Below are 26094 nucleotides of genomic sequence, written 5' to 3'. Positions count from 1 at the left end.
TGAATATAATGAGAAACATATTAGTTATCCTGTTGCTTTCCATGGTGTTTATTTCCTGCACCGACTTAGAGGAAATGAACATCAATCCAAATCTTCCAACTGCAACTCACCCGCAACTTCTGCTTACCAATGTGGAATGGGAAGTTTTCAGAGCTTACGGAGGTACTTCAGCGCTATACGCGCAGAAAATGCTTGTTCAGACTGATGGAGAAAACTCCAATCAGTATTACAAATGGGATAGAGGTAGTTTTGATCCCTATTCTGTCTTGAGAAATGTGACCAAAATGATCCAAGAAGCTGAGCGAATCAACGATCCTTCCTACGTCGCCTTGGGCAAATTCTTCAGAAGTTACTATTTCTATAATTTAACTTTAAATTTTGGCGATGTTCCTTATACAGCTGCGCTAAAAGGTGAAATAGAAGAAGAATATGCGCCTGTATACGATGAGCAGGAAGTAGTATTCAAAGGCATTTTGGCTGAATTGGAAGAGGCAGAAACAATCCTTGCAAGTCAAAACACAATCATAGCTGGAGACATCATCTATAGCGGAAACGTGCTTTCTTGGAGAAAACTGATCAATGCTTTCCGCCTGAAAGTCCTAATGACTTTATCTCCAAAATCAGAATCAGGAGAAATAGACTTCAGTAAATTCAACACTATTTTCACCAATAGTCCATTGATGGAAAGTGAAGCTGAAAGTGGTCAATTAGTATTCCTAGATCAGCAAAACAATCGCTACCCAGATTTCAATAGTAGCGGGTTCAGTTCTGGGATGTATATAGACTCTACCTTTATCCAGAGACTTCAGGTAAGAAAAGACCCAAGACTATTTATCTACTGCACACAGACCAAATCTGCCAAAGAAGCAGGAAAGGCAATCGATGATTTCTCTTCTTACGAAGGTGGTGACCCGGCAGCACCTTATGCAGAAGTCAATCAGAAAGCTACTCAGGGCAACGTATCTAAAGTAAACGACCGATACCATAGAGATCCAGTTAACGAGCCTTATAAGCTTTTGGGATACTCTGAGCAGCAACTGATATTGGCTGAGGCAGCAGTTCGAGGCTGGATCAGCGCAGATGCAGAGATGCTTTACAAAGATGGGGTAAAAGCTTCTTTCAAATTTTACGAAATGTATTCTGAAGAATACAGCAGTTATGTAGATGCTGAGGCTGCGATGATGTACCTAAGTGAGCCGATAAATGACTTTTCAAAAGCCATGAGTGATACCGAAAAAATCGAGCTTATCGTAATGCAAAAGTATCTACAGTCCTTCTTTCAAATGCAGTGGACCTCTTTCTATGATCATCACCGAACTGGATTCCCTACTTTCAGAAGACCTATAGGCGTAGAGATTCCTTATAGATGGATTTACCCACAGTCAGAATACAATTACAATGCTGACAATGTAACCTCTGCTATTACCAAGCAATTCGGGGCTGGAAATGACAACATTCATCAAATGACCTGGTGGATTAAGTAACAAACACTCCGTTTTTATAAAAGTGGACTTTCCTCGACACGAGTGAAAGTCCACTTTTTTTTTCTACTGATCAGTCAAAGTCAATTGTTAAACATGCCTTAAGCGCTCATCCTTTTCATTATTAGGCATAAAAAAACCCGGACTTCCATCCGGGCTTTTGAATTTTATTTCTCGTAAATATCTTGTGGCCAGCTGTCATTACCCAGATTGATATCTGGAAGGATCTTATTTGGATCCACTACAACAGACTTCACTTTCTTGTCGGTTTTCAACAAGTAATTCCAAGTATCTCCTCTTTGCCAGATTTCTACAGGAAGCATTTTCAACTCAGTTGAACCGTCTTCGAAAGTAATTTCCATTTGTACCGGCATCGGCATGTCACCTTTATTCTCTAAGACGACTACATAGTTTCCTGCATATGGAATTACTGAAACCACTCCTAGGTCTATATTTCCTGTTCCGTAGAACCACCCCTGCCAGAACCAAGACAGATTCTCTCCAGCTACATTCTCCATGAGATTAAAGAAATCTGTAGGTTGTGGATGTTTGTAAGCCCACTCCTTAATATAAGACTTAAATGCGTTATCAAAACGCTCATGACCCAAGATATACTCTCTCAACATCAAAAGACCCATTGCGGGCTTCCTGTAGGCAAGCATACCAAGGTTACTAACATTCACTACATCCGGATAAGTATCGATTCCTTCCCTAGTTTCGCTGGTAAAGAAGTTTAAATATCTACGCGTTTCATTCAATGCAGATGGATATTCGCCGTCATTGAAAGCTAAAGTGCTGTAGTGATTGATAAAGCTATTGAAGCCTTCATCCATCCATGCGTAGCGACGCTCATTTGTGCCCACGATCATTGGAAACCAGTTGTGACCAAATTCATGGTCAGTTACTCCCCAAAGTCCTGCACCTTTTGAATTATAGCTACAGAAGTTCAATCCTGGATATTCCATCCCTCCTATATCTGCTGCTACGTTAGTCGCAGTAGCGTAAGGAAATTCGAACCACATAGATGAATAATGCTCGATAGAAGCTTTGCTATATTCCGTTGATCTTGCCCAAGCTTCTTGTCCATCTGATTCTTTTGGATAGGCAGACTGAGCCAAAACTGACTTTCCACTAGGCAAATTGATTTTCGCAGCATCCCAGATAAATGCTCTGGAAGAGCCAAATGCGATATCACGGCTATTCTTGATCGCGAAGTGCCAAGTGACAGTTCCGTCCTGCTTAGGTCTCGTTAATTCAGTATTACCAATCTCATCCGCAGTGATTAACATAATCGTAGAATCACTTTTTTGTGCAGCAGCATAACGATTCTGAAGTTCCTTACTCAATACCTCTTTAGGATTCAAGAGCTCACCAGAACCAACCACGATGTGATCATAAGGAACAGTCACTTTATAATCGAAATTGCCGTACTCTAGATAGAATTCTCCTGCACCTAAATAAGGCTCCACATTCCATCCTTCTATATCGTCGAATACAGCAACTTTTGGATACCACTGCGCAAAAGCGTAGATCCAGCCATCTTCTACTTCAAGTCTTCCCATTCTATCCATTCCTTCTACTGGAACTTTGAAGGAGAAGTCCATTGAAACCGTTGCTACTCCACCTTTCGCTGGGATTGGTTCATTGAACCATACCTGCATTCTCGTGTCAGAATCAATATACTTAGAAGATACTGATCCTTTAGAACCAACTTTTGCCTTAAGATTAGTTACATCAAAACCCCCATCAGTATCGCCATTGTAGCGATTACCTTGAACGGGCGTAGTTAATGTACCGCGAGAATCCTCCTTAAATCTATTTTGCTCCATTTGCATCCAGATGAAATCCAGAGACTCAGGACTATTATTGGTGTAGGTAAGGGTAATATTACCTGAAAGGGTGTGAGCCTGATCATCTAGCGTAACTGCAATCTGATAATCAGCTTTGTTCTGCCAGTACCCTACATTTGGTTTGCCTGAAGCAGATCTCGTGAAAGTACCCTTACGGTTAATAAATTCACCAAATTGTTCTTGGTTATTTTCCTTTACTTCTTGAGCAAAAGAATTGCTGATTCCTGCGAGCATAGCTCCGGCAAAAAGCAGCTTAACTATAATTTTCCTGCGCATACTATATTTTGATTTAGCCGCAAAAGTAAGAATTGCGTGCTTAAGCTCCAGTAGATTTTACATAGAAGCATGCTCTTTAACGAATTTTTAGAAATATATCCTTATTGCAAAAAGCATATTTTCAGCCCACTTTTGGGTTACTATTTACAATCATCAAATGAAAAAATTAGTACTACTAGTATCTGCATTGGCTTTTTCTTCAGGGCTATATGCGCAATCTGACACTACTACTCAAGATTTAGGTGAAGTTTTAATCCAGGAGAACCGGATTCAACTCCCATTCTCTAAGCAAAACAGGAATATCTCTCTCATCAGTAAACTCCAGATAGAAACTACCCCTGCCAGAAGTTTAGCTGAAATTCTATCATTTGTACCGGGAGTTGATATTCGTCAAAGAGGGGTTACCGGAGTACAATCAGATGTAAGTATACGTGGTGGATCCTTTGAGCAGACGCTTATGCTTCTCAATGGCATTAAGCTAAGTGATCCTCAGACTGGGCATCATATGATGAATATCCCAGTTCCCTTGGTCAATATTGACAGAGTGGAAGTGTTGAAAGGTCCAGCATCAAGAGTATTCGGGCAAAATGCCTACGCAGGAGCGATCAATGTGATTACTGAGTTGAGTGATAAAAGATACGCTAGAGTGCAAGGCTATGCGGGTGACTTTGGAATGAAGGGAATAAACTTTGCCGGTTCACTTCCAGTGGGGAATTACAATCAAAACTTGGCGATCTCTTACGATGACTCGAATGGACATTGGTACAATTCGGATTACCAAGTCAGTAATATCTTCTACGAAGGGGGTGTTGATCTCAATGAGAAAAATGAATTGAAGGGCATGATAGCCTATACTGACCGTAGCTTTGGTGCCAATGGATTTTACTCCAGTGCATTTCCAGATCAGTGGGAAAGCGTACAAACAACCTTGGCTTCACTAAGTCACTCTTTAACACTAGAGAACTTTTACCTAAATACCCGAGGTTATTTCCGCAGAAATGCTGACGAATATGTGCTCAAGAAAAATGAGCCAGAATTCTACCAAAACAATCATACTACAGACGTTTTTGCTTTGGAGGCCAACGGAAATTTTGAATCCAAATTTGGCAAAACTGGCTTTGGGCTAGAGACAAGAAAAGAAGCCATCGAAAGCACTAATCTTGGTAGCCGTGATCGAGTGCTGACAGGGATATTTTTAGAACAGATGGTCAACTTCGGTTCAAAAGTAGATTTACGGGCTGGAGTATATTCTAACTATTATTCTGAATATGGATGGAAGCATTTCCCAGGAGCAGAAATTGGTTTTCAGGCTACATCTGACCTGAGGCTTTACTCAGGCTACGGTATAAGCTATAGAATCCCTACCTACAACGATCTGTACTATAAGGGCCCGACCAATATTGGAAATGATCAACTTGAGCCGGAACAGGCACAAAACTTTGAAATCGGAGCAAAGTGGTCTAAATCCGGATTATTCGCTGAACTAGTATATTTCAACAGAAGTACTGACAATCTTATCGAGTGGACAAGATCTGACGCAGACACACCTTGGCAGCCGCAGAATTTCAGTGAAGTCATATTCAACGGTATTGAAGCTTCTTTCAATTACCGAGTAAGTCCAACTGGTAGAAGAGTGCAGATCAAGGAATTTATGTTTTCTTATAACTACATAGATGCAGACCTGATCAATCAACCAGGAATAGAAACTCGCTATTCTTTGACGGCTCTTAAAAATCAGGTAATAGGCGGTGTTCTAGTTGGGATTGGCAAAAAGCTGGAGTGGAACACTAAAATGAGAAATGTGGAGCGCATGAATCAGGACCCTTATTTCCTACTTGACATACGAGTGGATTATAACCGAACCGGAAAAATCGGATTCTTTGCCGAAGCATCCAATATTACTAACACAGATTATATCGAATCGGGTACTGTTCAAATGCCAGGCCGTTGGTTTCGTGCTGGATTCATGTTGAATTTGGAGTAAAAACAAGGAACTTTAAACTAAAAATAGACTGCTTCAGAATGGAAGCAGTCTATTTTTTTGATCAAAAAAAAATCCCGAAAATTTCGGGATTGAATGTGGGAGTTGAGGGATTCGAACCCCCGACCCTCTGCTTGTAAGGCAGATGCTCTGAACCAACTGAGCTAAACTCCCAAGAAATTTTCTATTGAAGCTCTGAACCTCCCGATAGCTATCGGGATGAGCTAAACTCCCAAGAAAAGGTATTTATTTCCCTCGTGCGGAAAATGATTTAAAATGTGGGAGTTGAGGGATTCGAACCCCCGACCCTCTGCTTGTAAGGCAGATGCTCTGAACCAACTGAGCTAAACTCCCATCTTTGTAGCCCTTTCCGTACTTAAGGGAATGCAAAGGTAATTTCTATTTCCTCTTAAGCAAATACATTTTGAAACAACATGTCTAATGTATTGAAAATGAGAAAGAATATTTACAAAATATTTTCAGAAAGAATAATTATAAACTCTAAATATCAAACTTAATCCCCTGCGCCAACGGCAAAGTGGATGAGTAATTGATCGTGTTTGTCTGACGACGCATATAAGCTTTCCAAGCATCAGAGCCGGACTCTCTTCCTCCACCAGTTTCCTTTTCTCCCCCAAAAGCTCCACCTATCTCTGCACCTGAAGTTCCGATATTCACATTAGCAATTCCACAGTCAGAACCTGTCACGGATAGAAATGCTTCAGCTTCCCTCATATTCGTAGTCATTATAGCTGAAGAAAGCCCTTGAGGTACGCCATTTTGCATCGCAACAGCTTCTTCAAGCGTACTATATTTCAACAAATACAGAATCGGGGCAAAAGTCTCATGTTGTACGATCGCAAAGCTATTCTCCGCTTCATAGATCGCAGGCTTCACGTAGCAACCTGACTCATAACCTTGGCCCGAAAGCATACCGCCTTCGACAACTGTCTTCCCTCCTTCTTCAATAACCCTCTTAATTGCTTCTTCATACATTTTCACAGCATCTTGATCGATTACTGGACCTACATGATTCTTTTCATCAAGCGGATTCCCAATCACCAACTTGCTGTAAGCAGAAGCCAATCTTGTTTTCACTTCCTCATATACATTTTGATGAATGATCAATCGACGGGTGCTTGTGCATCGCTGGCCAGCTGTACCTACAGCACCAAAGAGCGCCCCACGAATAGCCATATCCATATCAGCATTTTCTGTAATGATGATGGCATTATTCCCACCTAATTCCAATAAGGATCTCCCCAATCTTCGTCCAACTGCTTCGCTTACCAATTTACCCATCCGAGTAGATCCAGTAGCAGATATCAAAGGAATTCTGGAGTCATTAGACATCAATTCGCCTATTTTATAATCTCCTATTACCAGTGAAGAAATACCTTCAGGCATGCCATGTTTTTCAAAAACTTTAGCTGCTATTTTTTGACAAGCAATTCCAGATAATGGAGCTTTTTCCGAAGGCTTCCAAATGCAAACATCTCCACAAACCCAAGCCAAAGCTGCATTCCATGCCCAAACCGCAACTGGAAAATTAAAGGCTGAAATAATTCCCACAACTCCTATAGCGTGCCATTGCTCATACATGCGATGACCAGGTCGCTCAGAATGCATGGTTAAACCGTACAATTGCCTAGAAAGTCCCACTGCAAAATCACAGATATCAATCATCTCTTGAACCTCACCTAGTCCCTCCTGATAAGATTTACCCATCTCGAAAGAAACTAATTTACCTAGATCTTCCTTCGCTTCTCTTAGTGCATTTCCAATTTCCCGAACCACTTCACCCCTTTGAGGAGCTGGTATGGTTCGCCAATGCAAAAATGCTTGTTGAGCTTGAATCATAACCTGCTCTAAGGTCTCACTAGATGCTAATTGTACTTTCGCGATTTCTTTGCCATCGACTGGAGAAAATGAAGAAATTAAGGATTCGTTAGAATCTATCCATCGAGATCCTGTGGACACTCCGGAGTTTTCAGACTGAATACCTAGTCTTTTTAACGATTCTTGAATACCGAATTGATCTGAATTTGACATTATGCGTAGGTTTTTAAACTTTTAATAAATAGTGTTGCTAAGAGATGGTGCTCTTGTTTGTTAATAATCTATATTTTTAGAAAGAATTCTCATAGGATTTATTTTATAAAATTTTCGCGAAAAACTCTTACTCACCTCAAACTTATAGATGAAATTTAAGCGATAGTTACCTGTATTGACAGATTGGTCGAAAGGCTGGTTCACCATCAGATTTAGGTTTTTGTATACGTAATTGACATTCACTGAGAAGCGACGGTCATTGTAGCCAAAAAAGCCTCTAAGGAGATATGTAGGTACTCCACCCCACTTTTTGAAGGACACAGTGTCTCTACTCCATTCGGAGAAGCCTACGCTATAATTAACAGAGGCAACACCTGTAAGGAAAAATCCATTCCAAAAAACAAGCGTCCCTGCCAAACCTGCATTAGGTCCAAACTGAAGATATCGAGAACTATCAAAATTAAAGTTGGCCACATTTTCGGTTGTTGGCAAAAACAGAGAGTCTGCTTTCGCGTTTCCAACGTACCCTTCAAAGCCTATAAAAGGCGAAATAGCAGATTTTTTCTGTATCCTTGTTTGGCTAAAAGCGGCTGCAAGGGAAAGCTTGTCACCCCAAAATAAATAATTCGCATTTAGCCCTACAGAATTCATTTTAATATCCTCCCTCAAATACTTTTCTCCGGAGTTTTCGAGGTATTTAGAATCAATGGTGTATCCTCTGTAAAACTGACCATACAAATCAAAAATCCACTTTTGAGGATATGCATGGACTTGTAGATCAAGATAAGCAGGCCAATTGTCCTGACGATCTTGATTCATAAAACCAAAAGGAACTGCGATATTCAACGTAAAAGTTTGGTAGCTGAATCCGAGCCCGAGATTCAAACCAGAGTTCGGCTCGAATAAATAGGTCCGGTTTTCATTTGGAACTCGCACAGCTAAATCTGTGAATTTGTGTGTCAAAAAAAGCCTTGCAGCAAATAAATGATCTGTAAGCTCTATATATGATGTGTCAAGATTTGAATCGCCATCCTGCGCATTTACATTTGAAAAGAGAAAAACGATTCCCAAAATAATTAAGTAAACCTTCTTGGCGTAGACCATAAATCATCTGATAGATTTTAAAGTCTAAAAGTTCACTATAAATTCCTCAAAAAAAAACCCGGATTGTTATCCGGGTCTTTCTGAAACAAATTGAGTTGGAAAAATAAATTACTTTACTAACTCGAGTGTAAAAAAATCAAATATTTACGAAAAGTTGTTTAATCACCAGTTTAAAGTAATGAATTAGAACCTATTAAACAAATTTTAAAACAACTTTAAACCTTAATACAACACATATACTTTGATATTTTCATAAAACCAAAATCTTCCTACTGCACATATCTGAATTATGACTTTTGGAGGCAGTTGCCCGAAACCGTCCCCATTCAATTTAAAACAGCTTTTCCTTTAAGAATTTAAACTTGGGAATTGGAGAGTATTCATAAAATAGATGCAAATACGCTTACCTGCATTAAGAAATTATCCTTTATTTCGTAGAGAAAAATTTTAAAGACTGTTCGGTCTTTTACTCTTTTGCAAAGATGAGTAGTAATCTTCTTAACTTGATTTGAACCAGTAGGCATAATATAATCATGTGCTAGGCTGTTGGTTCTACATTTTCCACAATGCATTTAAGTTGAGATCGAAGCATTCTGTCTTCCCATCTTTGAAATCCAACAAAACATGACTTTCGGAAGCTCTATGGTAATTCAGGCAAATTCTGTTTTTTTTTACCCAAAGTATATTTAATTCACATTACACTTATGTCAGACTCACTAGTTTCAGTCATAATCCCGGTTTATAACGGCGAAAAATATCTAGAAGAGACTATTCAATCTGCCCTTGCCTCTACTCATAAACCACTTGAGATCATAATCGTAAATGATGGATCTACTGACGGTTCAGTCGCCATTGTCACTAGATTTTCAAAAGAGAATAGTCATGTAAAACTTATTTCTCAAAAAAACGCAGGGGTTTCAGCCGCTCTAAATACTGGCTGTAAAGCAGCCATAGGCATTTATCTATTCCCACTGGGAGCTGATGACTTAATTTCAGAAGATTACTTATCTGAAGCTGCGAATATTTTAGATTCACAGCAAGAAGTTAAAGTCGTTTATTCTGAGGCGGAAAAATTTGGCGAGTTTGGAAGAAAACACTGGAAGCTCAAGCCATTCAGCAGGAACTTATTAGCGCGAGATAATATGATTTTTGCTTGCTCACTATTCCGAAAAACGGACTGGGAGGTTGTTGATGGCTTCTCAGAGGACATGAAGATGGGAAGAGAAGATTGGGAATTTTGGATTAAGATCCTCAAAAATGGTGGAGAAGTAGTCAAATTACCATTCTTGGGTTTTTTCTATAGAATTCATTCAGGAAGCAAACGTAAAAAGACCGGAACTAACCAAAAGAAACGAGAGCGAATAGCGTATTTGAATTCCAAACACATGGATTTCTTTCAAAAAGAACTCAATGGCCCACTACGTTTCCAGCGGACTTGGTCCAAACCGTACAACTCATTGCTGAAATTTCTGGGCAGACTCTAATTAAATCTTATCCATACCTTTCCAAAATTTCAGAAAGTAGTATTTCAGGGGATTACTATATTTCAATTGCTTCCAAGGACGGCTAGCATGTGGCCTATGCCACACAGGTGCATTCATCAGCACGTGATTTTTGAATCCCAGCTCGATTGATTTCTTAGAGATAAAGGTATCGTACCAATCTTTAGCTTCGTCTAAGCCCATGAAGTCATATTTTTTCAAAAAGTCAGTCGAGAAAAGTGTACAGCAAAAGCTCAAACTTCTGTTCGTGTCAATCACAGATTCTTTCACACCTTTAAATTTCAGATAAGGGAAATTCACTTTTCCTTTTTCATCAATCGTAACAGAGCCTACTAAACCAGATTTAGGGTTTGTCTTCTGAAAACTCAGCAATTCAGCAATAGTTTGCGGCTTCACAACCACATCAGACTCGATCACCAAAAGTGGCAGTTTAGCTTCGTTAGCTATTTTTTGAGCTATTTGAAGTACAAGCTTATAATTTGGAGAAGGATGATCCGTAATATCTTCTAGATTGATTAACTCAAATCCAATCGCTGACTTATTTTGGGATAAACCTATTTTAGTCTCCTCTGTACTGAAATCATTAAAAATTATATGCCTCACTCCTACTGAAGAATCAGCGATTGCTCTTGCAGTATCCAAGGTTGTGTCAAGAGAATTTTTGACGGGTGTGATTACGATTACTTCAGCCATAGGGTAATTTTCCTCAAAAATAGGCCTTTCTTTTCAGGCAAAAAATAACCCCAGCATTTGCCGGGGTTAAGAAATACTATATCAAGCTAGCTCAGCAAGTGCTTTTTTCATTCTACTAAGTGCCTCTACCAAATCCTCGTCAGAGGCTGCATAAGAAAGCCTAATACACTCTGGTGCTCCAAAAGCCGCCCCAGTCACTAAAGACACGTAGGCTTCTGCTAAGAGATATAAGCAAAGATCATCAGCATCTTTTACATCATGACCTTTGGCAGACTTGCCGAAGAATGCAGTCACGTCTGGGAAGAAATAGAATGCTCCCTCAGGCACATGAGTTTTGATACCTGGAATGTCTTGAAGTAAATCCAAAACCAGACCTCTTCTTCTCAAGTAAGCATTCGCCATTTCAGTAGTTGGTGTTTGATCTCCAGAGATACCAGCCAATGCTGCTCTCTGCGCAATACCGGTTCCTCCTGAAGTAAATTGACCTTGCATCTTTTCCACTGCTTTGGCAATAAATAAAGGTGCGCAGATGTATCCAACTCTCCAGCCAGTCATTGCATATCCTTTAGAGAAACCATTTACTGTGATCGTTCTGTCAAACATTCCAGGAAATGATCCGATGCTGTAGTTTCTTCCTGCGAAGTTTATTTTCTCATAGATCTCATCTGCGATCACCATGATATTCTCATGCTTTTTCACCACATCTGCGATAGCTTCTAGCTCTTGCTTGCTAAATACTGAACCTGTAGGATTACATGGGGAGGAATAAATTACGGCTTTAGTCTTTGGAGTGATTGCAGCTTCCAATTGAGCGGCAGTTGCTTTGAAGTTATTCTCCAAGGTTCCTTCGATCAATACAGGGACGCCACCAGCTAACTTTATGATTTCAGCATAACTCACCCAGTAAGGAGAGAATATGATTACCTCATCGCCTTCATTCACCATGCACATGAATACATTGGCGATAGAATGCTTGGCTCCAGTAGAAACAACGATGTTTTCAGCTTTAGCTTCAGCGATCTCATTCTCTTCGCGAAGCTTCTTTGCGATAGCTTCTCTCAAATCCTGATATCCCGCTACAGGAGGATATGAAAAGTACTTTCCTTCGTCGATTGCATCTTTTGCAGCCTCTTGAATATGCTTGGGAGTCTTGAAGTCAGGCTCACCTAAACTAAGGCTGATGATGTCAACTCCTTGTGATTTCAGCTCTCTTGCTTTTTTTGCCATGGCAAGAGTGGCTGATTCCTCCATATTGATTATCCGGTCTGATAAAATAGAATTCATTGTTTGAGCGTTTTTATTACAAATTCCTCAAAAATAGAGAGAAGATTATAAAATCTAAACAATCGGTGGCTTTTGATCTCGAAATGTTATTTTTGGATAAAATACACCGAAGTATATTGCGTTTTTCTTATCGATGAGTAGATATTATATCAGTTTTATTTTCCTCCTACTTTTTAGTAGATTTTCTTTTGCCCAAAAAGAAGATGCAAAATCCAAATCAGATCCTGATTCCACAGGCTTGGTGAATTCTCGATTGCTACCCACAACTATGCCTTTGTTGCTTTTTGATGATACGAAAGAAAAAGAAGAAAAGAAGGAGAAAAAGAAGAAGGCTAGGAAAAACGAATGGTTCGGAATAAAAACCAGAAAAGGCTATACCCGCCAGGAGATTCGTGGTCAACAAATCTTCGAGCACTTCAATTATACAGAAGCCACACGTAATCCAGACCCATATATTCGAGACATCTATTGGTTTGACGCTCAGGAGAAAAGCATTAATACAAAGCAATACGTGACTGGAAAAGGCTACCTCTTACACGGTCCTTATGAGCGTGTGATCAATGAGGAAATAGTCGAAAGTGGTATGTTCTACTACGGAACCAAACACAAAACTTGGATGCTATTTGATTCAAATAACATCCTGCAAGACAAAAATCATTTTGAGGCAGGCTGGCCTAGAGAGTCTAGAACCAAGTACTTCAACCAAACCACCAAGACAATTCAAGAAATCATACCAGTACAATATGGACTAGAGGAAGGGAATTATTTTTACTTCTATGAGGACAAGCAAGTCGCCGTGACGGGGGAATATCAATACGGTGAAAAAGTTGGCCTGTGGACAGAATATTGGGATAACAACAACACCAAAGCCGTGAGAAAGCGAGAGATTCAGTATCAGGAAGCTGCTTACACGAAAAATTTCCGCCCTTATATCCGTGCAGAGTGGGATAAGGACGGAAATCTCGTCTATAAAAAGGATAATTAACCTTTAGTTATCTCTGAATTTAAACTGCTGACCTCCTACTGAGGCTTCGTACATCAGACCGCCTTTGGTTCGTGTAAATACAGCAACTCCATCAATATATTTAGCATTTAACGAAGCTCCTGAAGCTGCAGCTACAGCAGATACTTGTGCAGACATTTCTACTTTACTATTTTGAAAACGCTCGAAAGCCGCTTCATTTTCTAAAAACACAACTTCAGAATATACCTGTCCACCAGCTTGAAATCCGATAGTGACCTGAGTCATTTTTGCAAATCCAACATTATTTCCTCCTTGATACGCTACTCCATTGCCAGCAGCGCCTCCGATTCCAAATCCACCTTTCCCAACATTTGGTAAAATAATATAACCGTAAGCAGAGTCAAACAACTCTTGCATACTTGGATCGTCTTCCAGAAAAGCAGCTTTTGCGTCTGCAGAATCTTCGATAATTTGCTGATCTTTCTTTTCACTTTGGGCGAAACTTGCCATTGCCAACAAAACAAAAAAGAAGGTAACTGTTACTTTTTTCATATAGTTATAATTTATTTTCAATGGTCATATGTAACCTAGCATGATTGATAACATCACTCTTTGAGAGAGTCTTCATCATACTCGATTTCATCATTATTAAAATAAGAACTGTGATAATTGTTTAATAGAAAGCATCTTCAAAATGCCTAAAATTGACTTTTCCGGTCCGATCCCTGTACACTCCAATTATATCAAAGCGAATATCTTTATGCCAGTCATGTTGATAGATAAACTGGTCAGCGGCTTTGATAATCAGCTTACGTTTGACCGAATCGACAAACTCTTCTGCAAATCCGAAGCCAGTTCCCGATCTGAACTTAACTTCAACAAAAATTAACAATCCACGATGCTTCATGATCAGATCTATCTCCGCGTGACTGTGCCTATAATTTTTCTCTATAAATTCGTAGCCTTTACTCACCAGCCAGTCAGCAGCTTGTTGCTCGGCAAGTTTTCCAGAATCATTGTGCTCAGCCATCTTGGATATTTGTTTAATTTTGAAAAATCAATGAATGAGCCTGTAGTTGACTCCTCTGAAAAGTAAATCCCTCGGGACTATCCGATGAATGAAATTATTAATAAAAAAGTAGAATTCCGAGATCTTGGACAGCTTGATTATCAGCAGACCTGGGATTATCAGGAGCAATTATTTGCAGAGACTGTTGCACTCAAAATCAGCAATCGCACTTTGGCGCCAGCAGATCAAGCTTCTAGTAAAAATTACATTTTATTTGTAGAGCATCCTCACGTCTACACATTAGGGAAAAGTGGTAAAGAAGAGAACCTGCTTTTAGATGAAAATGGACTTAAAACTCATCAGGCCCAATATTACAAAATCAACCGAGGTGGAGACATCACCTATCATGGCCCTGGCCAATTGGTTGGTTACCCGATTTTGGATCTTGATAATTTTTTTACAGATATCCACAAGTACCTACGCTTCCTAGAAGAAGCAATTATCTTGACACTCGCTGATTATGGAATAGCGGCAGGTAGAATAGATGGATTAACAGGCGTATGGATCGATCACTTGGAACAGAAGAATCCCAGGAAAATCTGTGCTATGGGGGTAAAATCCAGCCGCTGGGTTACCATGCACGGTTTTGCCTTCAACATCAATACAGACATCAGTTACTTTGGCCACATCATCCCCTGCGGAATAAACGACAAAGCAGTGACTTCGCTTCACTTAGAATTAGGCAAGCCTGTAGACATGTTAGCTGTTAAGGAAAAGGTGAAACGGCATTTGATAGACTTATTTGAAATGGAGGAATTATAAGAATTATGAAAAAGGACATTGATTTTCACCCTGTGACAGGGGTAAAACTGGCGATTGCAAAAGAAGAAACTGCGACAGGTACAGAATGGGCGGTTTATATTATCAACTTGAATCTGATAGAGCTTACGAATGTAATGATCACCTCCAAAGGCTATGGAGAAATAGACGGTGAAGTCAAAAAAACATCAGTCTTGCGACACGTGATAGAAAATTTAGGTGAACAAGCTGTAGCTAAAGTTGAATCGATAGATCCTTCATTTTTCGTTTTGAGCAATGAGTTTTGGGTGAGCTACTATATTTTGGATCAAATTTTTGATAAAAAGTTTATCTTTACTCCAGGCAGTTTTGATTCCGGTTTTATAAAGTTAATTCCGGAAATTGGCCTAGAAGGAGTTCTTCACTCATAACTATCGCTTATGGCAGATTTTTTTGATCAACTGAATGATATCCTGTTTCTAGATATAGAGACTGCCTCATTGACTGAGAGATTTGAAGAATTGCCTGAGCGAATTCAAGAAGAATGGCTTAGGAAAGAGCGAAACATTCAAACTATAGAGAATAATCACGAACCGGGCTCCTTATATTTTGATCGAGCAGGAATTCATGCCGAGTTTGGACAGGTAGTTTGTATCGGTGTAGGCTATTTCCAATGGAAAAAGAAAGATAAAAAACTGGACTTCAGATCTAAATGCTATGCAAATGATGAAGAAAAGGAACTTCTTTTGGAGTTTAAAGCTTTGTTAGAGAAGAAAAAATGGGTTCTTTGCGCGCACAACGGGAAAGAATTTGATTTCCCATATCTCTGCCGCAGAATGCTTATCAATGGAGTAGCATTGCCAGAACCATTACAGATCTCAGGGAAAAAACCTTGGGAAGTGCGCCATCTTGATACGATGGAACTTTGGAAGTTTGGAGACTATAAACATTACACCCGCTTGGAGCTTTTAGCTTCAGTTTTTGGGATTCCATCTTCGAAAGATGATCTTGACGGAAGTCAGGTCAACACTACTTTTCATCTGGAAAAAGACATAGAAAAAATTAAAAAATATTGCCTAAGGGATGTGGAAGTCACAGCTCGCGTATATATGGCGATGAATCCGCAAATGGACGATATAGAAATAGAAATCATCCATTTAGAAGATTCAAATAATGAACACAAAGATTAATGGGCGCAGGGACATAAATCTTTTTACCTTAACCATAATCAACAACCCAAATCATGGGAAGAAACTCAAACAAAAAAAACACAAGTAAAAATCAAGGAGGACAACAAACAGATGCAGCCAGTTTGGCTCGTCGTATCCTTCAATTTTTAGACGCTAATTTCGGAGAAGAATTCAACTCCAAGCAAATTATTAAGAAGCTCGAAATTCGAGACGCACTCACTAAAGGAGGCGTAGAGCCAGTACTTAGCAAACTCGTAGAAGCAGGCTCAGTTTCTAGAAATCCACGAAATTATTACTCATCTACACAAGACCCTGAATTTATCGAGGGAATCGTAGACTTTGTAAATCCACGCTTTGCTTTCATCGTACCCCTCGATCCTGAGAAAGTAGATGGAGATATATTGATCAAAGAAGCCGACCTCAAGCAAGCTCTCGACGGAGATAAAGTCAGAGTGATGACTTATCCATTGAAAGGGAAAACTGGACGTGTAGAAGGCAAGGTGCTAGAAGTGGTAGAACGAAGTAGAGACGAGTTTGTAGGCCGAGTGGAAATATCCCCTCGTTTTGCATTCATCGTTCCAGATTTCAAGAAAATGCACAAGGACATCTTTGTTCATAGAGGAGCCTTAAATGGCGCTGTTCATGGTGAAAAAGTAATTGTAAAACTTACTGAGTGGAGAGATGGTGACAAGAATCCAACAGGAGAAGTCATCCGTGTACTCGGCAAAGCGGGTGAGCATGAGGTAGAGATTCACTCCATCATGGCAGAGTTCGGATTACCATTCGAATATCCAGAGGAACCTGAGAAGGAAGCAGAAGCTATTTCTGAGAAAATCACGGAGAAAGAAATTAAGAAGCGAAAGGATTTTAGGGATACCTTAACATTCACCATTGACCCAGCGGATGCAAAGGACTTTGATGATGCTATTTCCTATAAGAAATTAGAAAACGGCAATCATGAAATCGGTGTCCACATCGCTGATGTAACCCACTATGTACAGCCTAAAACAGCATTAGAGAAAGAAGCTTATAACAGAGCGACCTCTGTTTATCTGGTGGATCGTACGATCCCAATGCTTCCTGAGCGATTGAGTAATGGGCTTTGCTCACTTCGTCCTAATGAGGACAAATTAACTTTTGCCTGCGTATTCGAAGTAGATGATGAAGCGAATGTGAAAAAGCATTGGATTGGCAAAACTGTGATACATTCTGACCGAAGATATGCTTACGAAGATGCACAAGAAAATATTGACAATCAGTCTGGAGATTATTTTGAAGTGCTGACCTTACTTAATGTGATGGCTAAGAAAGTCCGTCAACGCAGATTCAAGCATGGTGCGGTTAATTTCGAAACAGTAGAAGTTAAATTCAAACTGGACGAAAAAGGGACGCCGCTTGGCTTGGTAATAAAAGAACGAAAAGATATCCATAAGCTTATTGAGGAGTTCATGCTTCTCGCCAATAAATATGTGGCTGAGTTTATATTCAATAAAAATAAAGGAAAAGACACCTTTATTTACCGTACACACGACTCTCCAGACATGGAGCGATTGGACACGTTTTCCGGATTTGCAAAGCGATTTGGACACGAATTCGATATTGAAAATGCGAATGCTATCTCTATAGCGCTAAACAAACTGATGGAAGATATACAGGGTAAACCTGAGCAAAATGTCTTGGAGCAGCTTGCAATTCGAAGTATGGCTAAAGCCAAATATACTACCGAGCCAAAAGGACACTTTGGACTTGCCTTCGCTCATTATTCTCACTTCACTTCTCCTATCCGTCGATATCCAGACATGATGGTTCATCGATTACTTGAGCTTTATCTAGACAATGGCAAATCTCCAGATGCCGAAGCTTGGGAGCAGAAAAGTGTGCATTCATCAGAACGGGAAAAACGTGCAGCAGATGCCGAGAGAGCCTCGATCAAATATAAGCAAGTGGAATTTATGTCTCTTGCTGAAGACAAAGATTACGATGGAATTGTAGCTGGAATAACTGAATGGGGAGTTTTTGTAGAGATCACGGAGACGAAATGCGAAGGTATGATTCGTGTTCAGGATATGGATGACGACTTCTACGAGTTTGACCAGAAAAACATGCGCTTAGTTGGTTCGAAAACAAAAAAAATGATCACTTTGGGCGACAAAGTGAAGGTCAGAGTAGTTAACACTGACATTGACCGTAGAACGATAGATTTGGAATTTGCTGATAATGACAAAAAGAAAACACGCGCACGAGTTATTAGGTAAGCTGGAGCTATTCATCCAGAACCTCCCTAGTACACTGGAATTAGGGAAAGAACCCCGAGAACTTTATGACCCCATTACCTATATCCTAAGTCTGGATGGGAAAAGAATACGACCATTGCTCAGTTTATTGGCCTACGGGATTTATAAGCACAATCCCGAGGATATCCTAAGTCAGGCAGCTGCAGTGGAAGTATTTCACAATTTCACGTTGATGCATGACGATATCATGGATGATGCTCCTCTCAGAAGGGGGAAAGATGCTGTACATATAAAATGGAATGAAAACGTCGCAATTCTTTCTGGAGACGTAATGCTTGTGAAAGCCTATGATTTACTGTTGACTACTCATGCTGAAAGACTGGGAAAGACAATTCGATTGTTTAACAAAATGGCTTCAGAAGTATGCGAGGGCCAACAGTTCGACATGAATTTTGAATCCATGGAAGCTGTCCAAGAAGAGCAATATATCAATATGATTCGCTTGAAGACTGCTGTACTTTTGGGATTTGCATTGCAAATGGGTGCTTTGCTCGCAGGAGCAGAGGAAGAGGAAGCTCAAAAACTATATGATTTCGGAGTGAACGTCGGAGTAGGTTTTCAACTGAAAGATGATTTACTAGATGTTTATGCAGATCAAGCCAAATTTGGCAAGCAGGTGGGCGGTGATATCATTTCTAATAAAAAGACATTCTTACTTATAAAAGCGCTTGAATTAGCAAAAGATGAAGATGCTGACTCATTGAACTATTGGTTATCTCAAACTGAATTCGACAAAGAGGAAAAAGTACTTGCAGTGTGCAAGATTTATGAAAACCTTGGAATTAAGGAGCTTACAGAGTCAAAAATGAATTCATATTTCGAAGCTGGATTTGCTCAATACGATGCTATACTATTCAAAAATGAGGACTATTTCCTCGAATTAAAGAAAATAACACAGGACCTAATTCACAGAGAAAAATAAAAAATGACTTTATCAATCACAGTTGTCCTGATTATTATCACAGCGATCAGCAGTTATTATGGAATCAATAATGCAGCATATATGGAACGCTGCATGTTCACGCCGTATAAAATCAAGAGAAATGGTCAGTGGGATCGATTCGTAACTTCTGGATTTATTCACAAAGATTACATCCACCTTTTCTTCAATATGTTCACCTTCTACTTCTTTGGAGGAATAGTAGAGCAGGTACTTGCTTACAAGTTCGGAGTAATTTTGGGTGGAATAGTCTATGTGCTATTCTATATCTTGGGAATAGTAATTTCCGATATCCCAACCTATTTAAAAAATCAAGACAATAGCTATTATAGAGCATTGGGAGCTTCAGGAGGAACTGCAGCAACAGTTTTTGCCAGCATTATCATCCTACCCCTTTCAGACATCTGTTTATTTGGAATACTATGCTTACCAGGATTTATATTAGGCGTACTATTTCTTCTTTATTCTTATTTCAAAGGAAAAAATCAAGATGATGCAATCAACCATGATGCACACCTTTATGGAGCTATTTTCGGAATTGTATTCATTCTTATTATCTCACCGGAAAGTGCAACCACATTCGTAGATCAAGTGATGAGCTATAGACCTTTTTAAAAATACCTAACATCACAAATTGCCCGTCTGATATTTTATTAGTCGGGCTTTTTTTTTGCTAAATACCCATTTCTAACCACGAAGAACACGGCAAGTAATATAGAGAGCACAACTAAACATCTCTCTTCCCCCCATTGGCGTAAGTTCCTTAATATGTTTCTGTTCATTTTCGAGGCTAGCCATTCAACCTATCAAGCAATTTTTTTAACGTTTACAAAGTCTTGATTATGAATGATTAATTATGTCTAATTTAAGGCCTCAAAGCGAATTCTTCAATACGCTAAAGCTTGACTAAGAGTAACCCAGCCAATAATAGAACAAGCCATATATCACGAATTTTCATATATTTTATATGTAAACTGTGCGCTCTGTATAAACCTCTGTGACCTTGGCGGTATAAGTTTTATAAAAAATCAGGACAAAAAAATAGCTCCTTCAAATGAAGGAGCTATCTAATTGATTGTTTGCTTAATATTAAGCTTCAGCAGGCAATACGCTAACGTATGATCTGCCATCGAATTTCTTTCTGAAGGTAACAACACCATTAGATGTTGCGAACAAGGTATGATCTTTTCCAAGTCCTACGTTCTCACCTGGGTGATGCTTAGTACCTCTCTGTCTTACGATAATATTACCAGCGATTACTACTTCGCCACCAAATTTCTTCACACCAAGTCTCTTGGATTGTGAATCTCTACCGTTTCTGGAACTACCGACGCCTTTCTTATGTGCCATGGTTATTTTCTTTTATAGTTTTCGAAAAAGAAAACTTAGAGTGAAATAGTTTGTATCAATACTTTAGTGAAGTCTTGTCTGTGACCGTTCTTCTTCTTGTAGCCCTTACGGCGCTTCTTTTTGAAGACGATGACTTTATCACCTTTTACATGATCTAGGACTTTCCCAGATACCAATGCTCCTTTTAGAAGGGGAGCTCCTACAGACACAGTTCCATCAGCTTCTGCTAATAGTACCTGGTCGAATTCCACGGAAGCGCCAGTTTCAAGGTCTAGCTTTGGAGCATAGACGAACTGATCTTGTGTTACTTTGAACTGCTTACCTGCGATGTTTACAATTGCGTACATAATTCTAGATTCTTTTGAAATCGGAGTGCAAATATAGGAAAGTTGATTGAAACAAAAAAACTGGCTTCCGAAATATTTTCAGAGCACTTAATCAACTCCTAGAGATCACGCAATGCGAATCAAAATCACCTTAATAATTCCCTATTTAAAGCCTATTTTATTTCAGGAATTTGCAAGTGATTCATAAGGACTTTCACTCAATTGCCTGATTTCCATAACAATAAAATGTAAAATAATCTTGATTAAACACTTGAACGTGATTCAGTAACGCGCTTGAATTCTGGTTGAATTTTTTTTTTACTATTATTTCGAAATATTTCAATCGCATGGAATCAGTCCATTTAATTTATTTAAAGCTACATCAACAGAACTATAAATTACTAATAAATAGAAGGATATACGATTTATGACTTTCGTTCAAAAAAGGCATATGTGCCATACTCCCGAGGTTTTTTTTACCATTTATCATTCACATATTTGCTCTAAGGCTGCTTTAAAAAAGCAATCATTCTTTCCCCCAGACCTAGGAAACATTTATTTAATCAAGGGCATATCAATTACGATTACAAAAACTAAGTAGCAATGCAGAACGAACCAATTTTAGTAGAGAATAACAATCGCTTTGTTTTATTCCCCATCCAGCACAATGACATTTGGCAATACTATAAGAAAGCAGAGGCAAGCTTTTGGACCGCCGAAGAAATTGACTTAGGTCAGGATATGGTCGACTGGAAAGCATTAAATGATGGCGAACGTCATTTTATTTCTCATGTGTTGGCATTTTTCGCTGCCAGTGATGGAATCGTGAATGAAAATTTGGCTGAGCATTTCATTTCTGAAGTTCAATATACAGAAGCTAAATTTTTCTATGGCTTCCAGATTGCTATGGAAAACATCCACTCTGAGACGTACAGCCTTCTTATTGATACATACATTAAAGATGCGGTGGAGCGTGATAAATTACTCCATGCTATAGAACATATTGATTGTGTTAAGAAAAAAGCTGATTGGGCATTGAGATGGATTGACAACGGGAATTTCCAAGAGCGTTTGATCGCTTTTGCTGCGGTAGAAGGTATCTTTTTCTCAGGTTCTTTTTGCTCTATATTTTGGTTGAAGAAAAGAGGACTAATGCCTGGACTTACCTTTTCTAATGAGTTAATCTCTCGTGATGAAGGATTGCACTGTGACTTTGCCTGTCATCTATACACTAAACATTTGAACAATCAACTTCCAAAAGAAACGGTAAGAGGGATTATAAGAGATGCGGTAGAAATTGAAAAAGAATTTGTAACTGATGCACTTCCTGTGAGACTTATAGGAATGAATTCAGATCTGATGTGTCAGTACATTGAGTTTGTAGCAGATAGATTGTTAGTTGAATTAGACTGTGAAAAAATATGGAACAGCACAAATCCATTTGACTTTATGGATATGATTTCTCTTCAGGGAAAAACTAATTTCTTCGAAAAAAGAGTTGGTGATTACCAAAAAGCTGGAGTAATGAAATCTACCGAAGGAACAGATGATTCTCCAAGATTCTCCATTGGTGAAGACTTCTAACTAACCCAAAATTATTTCCTCAAAAAATCCCAAAGAAATGCTAGTAATAAAAAGAGACGGAAGGCGTGAATCAGTACGATTCGACAAAATCACAACAAGAATTGAGAACCTCTGCTATGAATTGGATTCTCGTTTCATTCAACCTATTGATGTAGCCAAAAAGGTGATTGATGGATTGTTTGATGGCGTATCCACTACTGAGTTGGATAACCTAGCTGCGGAAGTATGTGCATCATTAACTGTGAAGCATCCTGATTATGCGATCTTGGCAGCCAGAATCGCTATCTCCAATCTTCATAAAACTACTAGCCAATCCTTTTCAAATACTATGAAAAGGCTTTATACACATGTGAACCCTATTACCAATGAAAATGCAGCATTGTTGGATCCTGAGGTTTATGGCATAATTAAAAACAACGCAGTGAAACTTGATGCTGCGATTGATTACAATAGGGATTTTGGGTACGATTATTTTGGATTCAAGACTTTGGAGAGAAGTTACTTGATCAGGTTAAATGGCAAAGTTGTAGAACGCCCTCAGCATATGCTGATGCGAGTGGCGGTAGGAATTCACAAAGAGGACATGGCGTCTGTGATTGAAACGTATAACCTACTTTCTGAAAAGTGGTTTACGCACGCTACTCCTACCCTTTTCAATGCAGGTACTCCAAAGCCCCAGCTCTCTTCTTGCTTTTTGCTTACCATGAAAGATGACAGCATAGATGGGATTTATGATACGCTAAAGCAATGCGCTAAGATCTCCCAGTCAGCTGGAGGGATTGGACTCTCCATTCATCATGTACGAGCTAAAGGATCCTACATTAAAGGCACTAATGGAGTTTCCAATGGCATTGTGCCAATGCTGCGGAATTTCGACATGACAGCTCGTTATGTGGATCAAGGCGGAGGAAAACGAAAAGGAAGCTTTGCTATTTATCTTGAACCTTGGCATGCTGATATCAAAGACTTTTTGGAACTGAAGAGGAATCATGGAAAGGAAGAAATGAGAGCTAGAGATCTATTCTATGCACTTTGGATTCCAGACCTCTTCATGAAGCGTGTTGAACAAAATTTGGAATGGTCATTATTTTGTCCACACGAAGCACCAGGACTTTCTGATTGCCACGGAGAGGAATTTGAAAGACTCTATGAGAAATACGAGAGAGAAGGTAAGGCGCGTGAGACGATCAAAGCACAGGAGCTTTGGTTTGAAGTACTAGAATCTCAAATCGAGACGGGTACACCTTATATGCTTTATAAAGATGCTGCAAATAGTAAATCAAACCAGAAGAATTTGGGAACGATTAAATCGTCCAATCTGTGTACAGAGATCATCGAGTACACAGCGCCCGATGAAGTAGCTGTTTGTAATTTGGCCTCTATTGCTCTTCCAAAATTTGTAATAGCTGGACCAGATGGGAAATTATTCTTTGACCATCAAAAATTATATGAAATCACCAAAGTTGCAACCAAAAACCTAAACAAGGTAATTGATGTAAACTACTATCCAGTTGAAGAAGCGCGAAGATCAAATTTCCGTCATCGTCCAATTGGTTTGGGAATTCAGGGTCTTGCGGATGCCTTTATATTGCTTCGTATGCCTTTTGATTCTCCAGAAGCTAAAGGTTTGAATGAGGATATCTTTGAAACGATGTATTTTGCAGCCGTGGAAACTTCCATGGAATTGGCTAAAATTCAAGGCACCTATGAAACTTATGAAGGATCTCCAGCATCTAAAGGTGAATTGCAATTTGATCTTTGGGGAGTAAAACCAAGGTCGGGAAGATGGAACTGGTCAGAAGTAAAAGAAAAGATTAAGAAGTATGGCATGAGAAACTCCCTGTTGATGGCTCCAATGCCCACAGCTTCGACTTCACAGATCTTAGGTAACAATGAGTGCTTTGAGCCATACACCTCAAATATCTACACGAGAAGAACGCTTTCTGGAGAGTTCATCATTGTCAATAAACATTTGATGAAGGACTTGATTGCGCTTGGATTATGGGATGACACGATGAGAAATAGATTGATCTCAACCAATGGTTCTGTACAAGATGTGCCAGGAATCCCACAGCATATTAAAGACCTCTACAAAACTGTTTGGGAGATCTCACAGAAGATCATCATTGATATGTCTGCAGATAGAGGAGCTTACATATGCCAGTCTCAAAGTATGAACGTATTCATGCAGGATCCTAACTTTGGTAAGTTGACATCCATGCATTTCTACGCTTGGAAAAAAGGACTTAAGACAGGCATGTATTACTTGAGATCACAAGCTGCTGTAGCGGCAATTAAATTCACTTTGGACAAGACAGGGTTTGAGCCAAAAGTGGAAAAAGCTCAGCAGGAAATAGTAGAAGTAAAATCACAGAAACAAGATGCAATAGCATGTTCATTAGATGATCCAGATGGATGTGAAATGTGCGGAAGTTAAGCGTACAAGTAAAATGATCAATAAAGAGCGTTTGAGAAATCAAGCGCTTTTTTTGTGTACCTTAAAACCTAAAGAACCCAACTATGGAAAGTAAGATGATTGAGAAAAAGTTGAAAAATCTGAAAGCTAATACTCCTGCACAATTTGGAATAATGACGCCTCAACACATGGTGGAGCACCTGACCATCACAGTTAAAATAGCATACAACAGAATCAAAATTCCGGAATTTGAACCAAGTGAAAAGCAAAAATTCCAGAAAAGAGCACTTCTGGATTCAGACATGGATTTCCCGCGCGGAGTACTCGCTCCAGGCACCAATGCTGGAGATTTGATGCCTTTACGAAGCTCGAACTTAGATGAAGCTAAGCAGCAACTCATAGAGAGCATAACTGCCTATAATGAGTTCTTTGAGTCCGACACAAATGCTACTACTGTCCATCCGAGGTTTGGAATGCTAGATTATGCAGAGTGGGAGCGTTTTCACCCAAAGCATGTGGCCCACCATTTCAAGCAGTTCGGAGTCTGGTAATAATGCACTAATAAATACTTATAGAGAGCAAGAAAATTGAATAAATAGGTGATCTAAAAACAGAAAGACTCTCAGTTTCTGAAAAGACTTCAAAACACCTACGTTGATAAGCTTTCTCTGTCTTTTACAACTCTCAATACTCTAGGCAATTTTCGAAAAAGTATATAAAACCAAAAAGCCTTTCAGTTTCCTGAAAGGCTTTTGAATAAATGAGGCGGCGACCTACTCTCCCGGGTGTAACCCCAGTACCATCGGCGCTGCAGGGCTTAACTTCTCTGTTCGGGATGGGAAGAGGTGGGACCCCTGCGCTAGGCCGCCTAAATTGGAAGACTTCAGTAGCTAGTAGCAAGTAGCAAGATCTCTTTCGTATCTCAACCAGTCCTTGACTCGCATGCTGCGTCTAATATTTTAAGTTCTTCGGTCTTCGGTCTTCTGACTTCGGACTTTTT

Annotated in this window: 22 protein-coding genes, 2 tRNA genes and 1 rRNA gene; 13 read left to right on the top strand and 12 right to left on the bottom strand. The window is 39.4% G+C overall.

What is annotated here, in order from left to right; translation table 11 throughout:
* Positions 1-8 precede the first annotated feature (8 nt).
* On the top strand, positions 9-1484 hold the full coding sequence (locus BVH02_RS20015) for a SusD/RagB family nutrient-binding outer membrane lipoprotein (protein WP_086503249.1): 1476 nt from the start codon (positions 9-11) through the stop codon (positions 1482-1484).
* A gap of 164 nt (positions 1485-1648) precedes the next feature.
* On the opposite strand, the gene BVH02_RS20010 is transcribed toward BVH02_RS20015, so the two are convergent.
* Positions 1649-3607 carry a M1 family metallopeptidase gene (locus BVH02_RS20010; RefSeq protein ID WP_086503248.1) on the bottom strand — a complete coding sequence of 653 codons (1959 nt, stop codon included), beginning with the start codon at positions 3605-3607 and terminating at the stop codon, positions 1649-1651.
* Positions 3608-3764: 157 nt separating this feature from the next.
* On the opposite strand from BVH02_RS20010, the gene BVH02_RS20005 reads away from it, so the two are divergent.
* On the top strand, positions 3765-5591 hold the full coding sequence (locus BVH02_RS20005; RefSeq protein ID WP_086503247.1) for a TonB-dependent receptor: 1827 nt from the start codon (positions 3765-3767) through the stop codon (positions 5589-5591).
* Between the two features lie 96 nt (positions 5592-5687).
* On the opposite strand, the gene BVH02_RS20000 is transcribed toward BVH02_RS20005, so the two are convergent.
* From BVH02_RS20000 to BVH02_RS19985, 4 genes are all read right to left on the bottom strand, one after another.
* Positions 5688-5762: transfer RNA gene (locus BVH02_RS20000), tRNA-Val, on the bottom strand.
* Between the two features lie 105 nt (positions 5763-5867).
* Positions 5868-5942: transfer RNA gene (locus BVH02_RS19995), tRNA-Val, on the bottom strand.
* Between the two features lie 147 nt (positions 5943-6089).
* Entirely contained in the window at positions 6090-7640 is a 1551-nt protein-coding gene (amaB, locus tag BVH02_RS19990; protein WP_086503246.1) for an L-piperidine-6-carboxylate dehydrogenase, read from the bottom strand.
* 60 nt (positions 7641-7700) lie between these two features.
* Complete coding sequence (locus tag BVH02_RS19985; RefSeq protein WP_086503245.1) at positions 7701-8744, bottom strand: DUF4421 domain-containing protein; 1044 nt, start codon at positions 8742-8744, stop codon at positions 7701-7703.
* 704 nt (positions 8745-9448) lie between these two features.
* On the opposite strand from BVH02_RS19985, the gene BVH02_RS19980 reads away from it, so the two are divergent.
* Positions 9449-10228 (top strand): glycosyltransferase family 2 protein, encoded by a 780-nt coding sequence (locus BVH02_RS19980; RefSeq protein ID WP_086503244.1) that lies wholly within the window; start codon positions 9449-9451, stop codon positions 10226-10228.
* Here BVH02_RS19980 and BVH02_RS19975 read toward each other — a convergent pair whose 3' ends face one another.
* Positions 10229-10939 (bottom strand): glycosyltransferase family 2 protein, encoded by a 711-nt coding sequence (locus tag BVH02_RS19975; protein WP_086503243.1) that lies wholly within the window; start codon positions 10937-10939, stop codon positions 10229-10231.
* Positions 10940-11020: 81 nt separating this feature from the next.
* Entirely contained in the window at positions 11021-12223 is a 1203-nt protein-coding gene (locus BVH02_RS19970) for a pyridoxal phosphate-dependent aminotransferase (RefSeq protein WP_086503242.1), read from the bottom strand.
* Positions 12224-12356: 133 nt separating this feature from the next.
* Here BVH02_RS19970 and BVH02_RS19965 point away from each other — a divergent pair, with 133 nt between their 5' ends.
* Positions 12357-13208: a toxin-antitoxin system YwqK family antitoxin gene (locus tag BVH02_RS19965; protein ID WP_086503241.1), complete on the top strand. Its 852-nt coding sequence runs from the start codon at positions 12357-12359 to the stop codon at positions 13206-13208.
* 3 nt (positions 13209-13211) lie between these two features.
* Here BVH02_RS19965 and BVH02_RS19960 read toward each other — a convergent pair whose 3' ends face one another.
* Together BVH02_RS19960 and BVH02_RS19955 are read right to left on the bottom strand one after the other, a co-directional pair.
* Complete coding sequence (locus tag BVH02_RS19960) at positions 13212-13739, bottom strand: YSC84-related protein (RefSeq protein WP_086503240.1); 528 nt, start codon at positions 13737-13739, stop codon at positions 13212-13214.
* Between the two features lie 121 nt (positions 13740-13860).
* Positions 13861-14217 (bottom strand): YraN family protein, encoded by a 357-nt coding sequence (locus BVH02_RS19955; RefSeq protein WP_086503239.1) that lies wholly within the window; start codon positions 14215-14217, stop codon positions 13861-13863.
* 84 nt (positions 14218-14301) lie between these two features.
* On the opposite strand from BVH02_RS19955, the gene lipB reads away from it, so the two are divergent.
* From lipB to BVH02_RS19925, 6 genes are read left to right on the top strand one after another with little or no spacing between them, the layout of a single operon-like run.
* Positions 14302-15018, top strand: a complete 717-nt coding sequence (gene lipB, locus BVH02_RS19950; RefSeq protein WP_086503238.1) for a lipoyl(octanoyl) transferase LipB — start codon at positions 14302-14304, stop codon at positions 15016-15018.
* A gap of 5 nt (positions 15019-15023) precedes the next feature.
* On the top strand, positions 15024-15425 hold the full coding sequence (locus BVH02_RS19945) for a hypothetical protein (protein ID WP_086503237.1): 402 nt from the start codon (positions 15024-15026) through the stop codon (positions 15423-15425).
* 9 nt (positions 15426-15434) lie between these two features.
* Positions 15435-16184 (top strand): 3'-5' exonuclease, encoded by a 750-nt coding sequence (locus tag BVH02_RS19940; RefSeq protein ID WP_086503236.1) that lies wholly within the window; start codon positions 15435-15437, stop codon positions 16182-16184.
* 53 nt (positions 16185-16237) lie between these two features.
* Positions 16238-18439: a ribonuclease R gene (gene rnr, locus BVH02_RS19935; protein ID WP_086503235.1), complete on the top strand. Its 2202-nt coding sequence runs from the start codon at positions 16238-16240 to the stop codon at positions 18437-18439.
* Positions 18402-19400 carry a polyprenyl synthetase family protein gene (locus tag BVH02_RS19930; RefSeq protein ID WP_086503234.1) on the top strand — a complete coding sequence of 333 codons (999 nt, stop codon included), beginning with the start codon at positions 18402-18404 and terminating at the stop codon, positions 19398-19400. Before rnr ends, BVH02_RS19930 begins: the two co-directional genes overlap by 38 nt.
* Positions 19401-19403: 3 nt before the next feature.
* Complete coding sequence (locus BVH02_RS19925) at positions 19404-20033, top strand: rhomboid family intramembrane serine protease (protein ID WP_086503233.1); 630 nt, start codon at positions 19404-19406, stop codon at positions 20031-20033.
* A gap of 474 nt (positions 20034-20507) precedes the next feature.
* On the opposite strand, the gene rpmA is transcribed toward BVH02_RS19925, so the two are convergent.
* Together rpmA and rplU are read right to left on the bottom strand one after the other, a co-directional pair.
* On the bottom strand, positions 20508-20768 hold the full coding sequence (gene rpmA, locus BVH02_RS19920; protein ID WP_086503232.1) for a 50S ribosomal protein L27: 261 nt from the start codon (positions 20766-20768) through the stop codon (positions 20508-20510).
* A gap of 35 nt (positions 20769-20803) precedes the next feature.
* The gene (gene rplU, locus BVH02_RS19915; RefSeq protein ID WP_086503231.1) at positions 20804-21115 is read right to left on the bottom strand and encodes a 50S ribosomal protein L21; all 312 of its coding nucleotides are present in this window, start codon (positions 21113-21115) and stop codon (positions 20804-20806) included.
* A gap of 582 nt (positions 21116-21697) precedes the next feature.
* On the opposite strand from rplU, the gene BVH02_RS19910 reads away from it, so the two are divergent.
* The 3 genes from BVH02_RS19910 to BVH02_RS19900 all read left to right on the top strand — a co-directional run bounded on the left by BVH02_RS19910 (position 21698) and on the right by BVH02_RS19900 (position 25645).
* The gene (locus tag BVH02_RS19910) at positions 21698-22678 is read left to right on the top strand and encodes a ribonucleoside-diphosphate reductase small subunit (RefSeq protein WP_086503230.1); all 981 of its coding nucleotides are present in this window, start codon (positions 21698-21700) and stop codon (positions 22676-22678) included.
* Between the two features lie 37 nt (positions 22679-22715).
* Entirely contained in the window at positions 22716-25115 is a 2400-nt protein-coding gene (locus tag BVH02_RS19905; protein WP_086503229.1) for a ribonucleoside-diphosphate reductase subunit alpha, read from the top strand.
* An 83-nt stretch (positions 25116-25198) separates the two neighbouring features.
* Positions 25199-25645, top strand: a complete 447-nt coding sequence (locus BVH02_RS19900; RefSeq protein WP_086503228.1) for a DUF1569 domain-containing protein — start codon at positions 25199-25201, stop codon at positions 25643-25645.
* Between the two features lie 209 nt (positions 25646-25854).
* Here BVH02_RS19900 and rrf read toward each other — a convergent pair.
* A 5S ribosomal RNA gene (gene rrf / locus BVH02_RS19895) occupies positions 25855-25966 on the bottom strand.
* Positions 25967-26094 lie beyond the last annotated feature (128 nt).

Source organism: Algoriphagus ratkowskyi (genome assembly GCF_002150505.1).
Taxonomy (GTDB): Bacteria; Bacteroidota; Bacteroidia; order Cytophagales; family Cyclobacteriaceae; genus Algoriphagus; species Algoriphagus ratkowskyi.
Note: the sequence above shows the minus strand (reverse complement) of the source record. Positions and strands in the feature narration are given on the sequence as shown.

Bases quoted from the DNA above. Each gene is read 5' to 3' on its own strand.
- amaB (WP_086503246.1), bottom strand. From the start codon at position 7,640: ATGTCAAATTCAGATCAATTCGGTATTCAAGAATCGTTAAAAAGACTA.
- BVH02_RS20010 (WP_086503248.1), bottom strand. From the start codon at position 3,607: ATGCGCAGGAAAATTATAGTTAAGCTGCTTTTTGCCGGAGCTATGCTC.
- BVH02_RS19960 (WP_086503240.1), bottom strand. From the start codon at position 13,739: ATGAAAAAAGTAACAGTTACCTTCTTTTTTGTTTTGTTGGCAATGGCA.
- rpmA (WP_086503232.1), bottom strand. From the start codon at position 20,768: ATGGCACATAAGAAAGGCGTCGGTAGTTCCAGAAACGGTAGAGATTCA.
- BVH02_RS19955 (WP_086503239.1), bottom strand. From the start codon at position 14,217: ATGGCTGAGCACAATGATTCTGGAAAACTTGCCGAGCAACAAGCTGCT.
- rnr (WP_086503235.1), top strand. From the start codon at position 16,238: ATGGGAAGAAACTCAAACAAAAAAAACACAAGTAAAAATCAAGGAGGA.
- BVH02_RS19925 (WP_086503233.1), top strand. From the start codon at position 19,404: ATGACTTTATCAATCACAGTTGTCCTGATTATTATCACAGCGATCAGC.
- BVH02_RS19980 (WP_086503244.1), top strand. From the start codon at position 9,449: ATGTCAGACTCACTAGTTTCAGTCATAATCCCGGTTTATAACGGCGAA.
- BVH02_RS19970 (WP_086503242.1), bottom strand. From the start codon at position 12,223: ATGAATTCTATTTTATCAGACCGGATAATCAATATGGAGGAATCAGCC.
- lipB (WP_086503238.1), top strand. From the start codon at position 14,302: ATGAATGAAATTATTAATAAAAAAGTAGAATTCCGAGATCTTGGACAG.
- BVH02_RS19985 (WP_086503245.1), bottom strand. From the start codon at position 8,744: ATGGTCTACGCCAAGAAGGTTTACTTAATTATTTTGGGAATCGTTTTT.
- BVH02_RS19945 (WP_086503237.1), top strand. From the start codon at position 15,024: ATGAAAAAGGACATTGATTTTCACCCTGTGACAGGGGTAAAACTGGCG.
- BVH02_RS19905 (WP_086503229.1), top strand. From the start codon at position 22,716: ATGCTAGTAATAAAAAGAGACGGAAGGCGTGAATCAGTACGATTCGAC.
- BVH02_RS20015 (WP_086503249.1), top strand. From the start codon at position 9: ATGAGAAACATATTAGTTATCCTGTTGCTTTCCATGGTGTTTATTTCC.
- BVH02_RS19975 (WP_086503243.1), bottom strand. From the start codon at position 10,939: ATGGCTGAAGTAATCGTAATCACACCCGTCAAAAATTCTCTTGACACA.
- rplU (WP_086503231.1), bottom strand. From the start codon at position 21,115: ATGTACGCAATTGTAAACATCGCAGGTAAGCAGTTCAAAGTAACACAA.
- BVH02_RS19900 (WP_086503228.1), top strand. From the start codon at position 25,199: ATGGAAAGTAAGATGATTGAGAAAAAGTTGAAAAATCTGAAAGCTAAT.
- BVH02_RS19940 (WP_086503236.1), top strand. From the start codon at position 15,435: ATGGCAGATTTTTTTGATCAACTGAATGATATCCTGTTTCTAGATATA.
- BVH02_RS19930 (WP_086503234.1), top strand. From the start codon at position 18,402: ATGACAAAAAGAAAACACGCGCACGAGTTATTAGGTAAGCTGGAGCTA.
- BVH02_RS19965 (WP_086503241.1), top strand. From the start codon at position 12,357: ATGAGTAGATATTATATCAGTTTTATTTTCCTCCTACTTTTTAGTAGA.
- BVH02_RS19910 (WP_086503230.1), top strand. From the start codon at position 21,698: ATGCAGAACGAACCAATTTTAGTAGAGAATAACAATCGCTTTGTTTTA.
- BVH02_RS20005 (WP_086503247.1), top strand. From the start codon at position 3,765: ATGAAAAAATTAGTACTACTAGTATCTGCATTGGCTTTTTCTTCAGGG.